Raw genomic sequence first — 2,873 nt, forward strand, 5'->3', positions numbered from 1 at the left:
CCTAGCCCCCCTTAGGAAGGGGGGAACCGGGCCGTTCCGGAGGTCCCCCTTACTAAGGGGGATTTAGAGGGACCAGTTCGGGTCCACACTGCTGGCGGCAGAACGCAGCGGCTCTGATAGGGCCTGGGCGATCGCCCTTAAGCTGCGGGGATCACTGAGCATCCAGGCGTGGGCGGGCACATTCAGCACCACTTCGCGCCCCACGCCCAGACAAGAACTGCGGGCGGGTAAAATCATCAAATCTAGCGGTGTCCAGATTGAGGTGAAGTTTAGCTGTTCTAGGCAGTCCACATCGCGGTTGAGGTCGTATAGAAAAGGACTTTTGATGGACATCTGGCTGGCTCCGATGTTGGGGCGCAGGTAGGCCGTCCAGGTGCCGCAGTGGGGCGAGGAGATGGTGACAAAGCGGCGCACGCGCTCTAGCCCGCCGAGGCGCTGCACGAAATAGCGGCTGATGATGCCGCCCATGCTAAAGCCGACCAGATCGAAGGGCTGCCCCGGCGGGATCACCTGCTGGGCATAGTCGGCAAGCTGTGCTGCCAGCACATCCAGCCCTACGTCGCCGTTGCTGGGTGTCAGGTTGGGGTGGTGAACCTGCCAGCCCTGCGAGGTGAGATAGGGAGCCATCCTGCGAAACACGGCGGCGGTGTCGTCGATCCCGTGAACCAAAATGACCGGATGGCGATCGCCCGATGGAGAGGATATTTCGTGAAGGCGGGTCATAGTGGGAGGCTAGCGCTTGATTGGCTTAGATTTTTTAGAGTTTTAGAGAACCGTACAGCAAACTTCCTGTTTCAAGGGTAGCGGGGGGCGATCGCCCTCTGTGGGGCTAGTGTGCCAGTTTGTTGTGCCAATTTTCTCGCCAGTTTTCTGCGCCAATTTACCTCGCCAGTCTTTCGTATCCGGGTTGCCCAGCCAATTTTGCAAACCAGTTTCCGATCAAACGCTTTTGGGAACGCTAGATGAAAACCTGGCTGATTGACGTTGACTCGAATAGAATATTAAAGAAATATTAAACTCGCCTTTAACTGAACCCCGGACTTTGCTGCTGGAACGAAAGCCTGAATTACCCACACCTGCACTTCCCCCAACAGATGGATTGGAACTACTTCGACATTGCAATCGGAACAGTCATGGAGGGCGATCGCTGGCATTGGCGGGCAACCCTGCCAACGGGCATGACGATTACCTCAAACCAAGGCTACACCACACCCGTCCAGGCCATTAGCTGTGCGCGGCTGTGGATTGCCACAGAGTCGATGCGTCGGGCGTTTGAGGGCTGCCTAGTCGAACTGCGCGATCGCGGCACGATTCAAGCCCAGGAGTTTTTCAACCTGATGCGATCGCTAGAGCAGCAGATCCAGCAAGGGTGACACGGGACTGGGGCGACCGGGCGACAAAGCGGGAAATTCCTGATCCGTTCATCGCCTGATCCCCCCGTCCCGACACCCGTGCCCCACACGCCAAGGTTCTACGCCGCCAGACCATTGTGTCGCAGCAGTGGTTCTGTATCTGGTTCGCGGCCGCGGAAGGCTTTGAAGACTTCCATCGGGTGCTTGCTGCCGCCGAGGGAAAGGACAGTGTTGCGGAAGCGGCGGCCCGTTTCGGCGACGGCGGCTTCGTTATCCAGACCGGCTTCTTCAAAGGCGGAGAAGGCATCGGCACTGAGGACTTCTGCCCACTTGTAGCTGTAGTAGCCTGCCGCGTAGCCGCCGCCAAAGATGTGCCCAAAGGAGCAGAGGAAGGCATCTTCGGGCAGAGGCGGCAGGACGGTCGTGGTTTTGGCGAGGCGATCGCGCACATCCTTGGGAGTTTCGGCTCCACCGGGCACATAGCGGTGATGCAGTTCGATATCCAGCAGGCTGAAGTGTATCTGCCGTAGCATGGCGCTGCCGCTCATAAAGTTGCGGGCCGCCAGCAAGCGCTGATAGAACATTTCGGGCAGTGGTTCGCCCGTTTGATAGTGCTTCGCTAGGCTAAACAGGGTTGCCCGGTCGTAGCACCAGTTCTCCATAAACTGGCTGGGCAGTTCCACTGCGTCCCACTCGACGTTGTTAATGCCCGCCGCGCCGGAATAGTCCACCGTCGTCAGCATGTGCTGCAAGCCGTGGCCAAACTCGTGGAACAGCGTTTCTACCTCATAGAAGTTCATCAGGCTGGGCTTGCCGTCCACGGGTGGCGACTGGTTGCAGACGAGATAGGCAACGGGCAGACGCACCTTGGACACGCCCGCTTCGACGTAGCGCTTGCGGTTGATGGCGAAGTCCATCCAGGCTCCGCCGCGCTTTTCGGCAGGACGGCTGTAGGGGTCGAGATAAAAATAGGCGATCGCCCCACCGTCTTCATCGCTCACCCGAAAATAGCGCACGTCGGGATGCCACACGGGCGCTTCCCCATCGGCAGGCGTAATCACAATCCCAAAAATTCGCTTCGCCAGCCCAAACAATCCGTCTAGCACTTGCTCTAGTGGAAAATAGGGGCGCAGTTCCTCTGCATTCAGCGCATACTTCTCTTCGCGCATCCGCTCCGACCAAAAGGCCGAATCCCACGGCTGAAAGTCTTCGGCTTCGGGTGCGCCGTGGCTGCGGGCAAACTCCTTCAGCGCGGCCAGGTCTTGCTGAGCGGCGGCATAGCTCGATCCGCGCAGGGATTCCAGCAGGTGTTCTACTGCGTCTACGCCGGGGGCCATTTTGCTAGCAAGGCTGAGTTCGGCATAGCTGCCAAAGCCAAGAATGCCCGCCATCTCTTTTCGCAGCGTCAAAATGCGCTCGATGATTGGCTGATTGTCGTGTTCGCCAGACGAAGCGCGGGTGATGTAGGCACGATACAGCGTTTCGCGCAGGTCGCGGCGGCGGCTGTGCTGCATGAAGGGC

Annotated in this window: 3 protein-coding genes; 1 reads left to right on the forward strand and 2 read right to left on the reverse strand. The window is 58.9% G+C overall.

What is annotated here, in order from left to right; translation table 11 throughout:
* Positions 1–63: 63 nt before the first annotated feature.
* The gene (locus IGS51_RS17295) at positions 64–723 is read right to left on the reverse strand and encodes an alpha/beta fold hydrolase (RefSeq protein ID WP_297080062.1); all 660 of its coding nucleotides are present in this window, start codon (positions 721–723) and stop codon (positions 64–66) included.
* 371 nt (positions 724–1,094) lie between these two features.
* On the opposite strand from IGS51_RS17295, the gene IGS51_RS17300 reads away from it, so the two are divergent.
* Positions 1,095–1,373: a hypothetical protein gene (locus IGS51_RS17300; protein WP_172353511.1), complete on the forward strand. Its 279-nt coding sequence runs from the start codon at positions 1,095–1,097 to the stop codon at positions 1,371–1,373.
* Positions 1,374–1,471: 98 nt separating this feature from the next.
* Here IGS51_RS17300 and IGS51_RS17305 read toward each other — a convergent pair.
* Positions 1,472–2,873, reverse strand: a 1,402-nt coding sequence (locus IGS51_RS17305; protein WP_297080063.1) for a M3 family metallopeptidase, incomplete at its 5' end; no start/stop codon positions are given.

It is taken from the genome of Thermoleptolyngbya sp. M55_K2018_002, assembly GCF_015295965.1.
GTDB lineage: Bacteria > Cyanobacteriota > Cyanobacteriia > Elainellales > Elainellaceae > Thermoleptolyngbya > Thermoleptolyngbya sichuanensis.

Excerpts from the sequence above, each read along its gene's own strand:
- IGS51_RS17300 (WP_172353511.1), top strand. The coding sequence starts at position 1,095 with ATGGATTGGAACTACTTCGACATTGCAATCGGAACAGTCATGGAGGGC.
- IGS51_RS17295 (WP_297080062.1), bottom strand. The coding sequence starts at position 723 with ATGACCCGCCTTCACGAAATATCCTCTCCATCGGGCGATCGCCATCCG.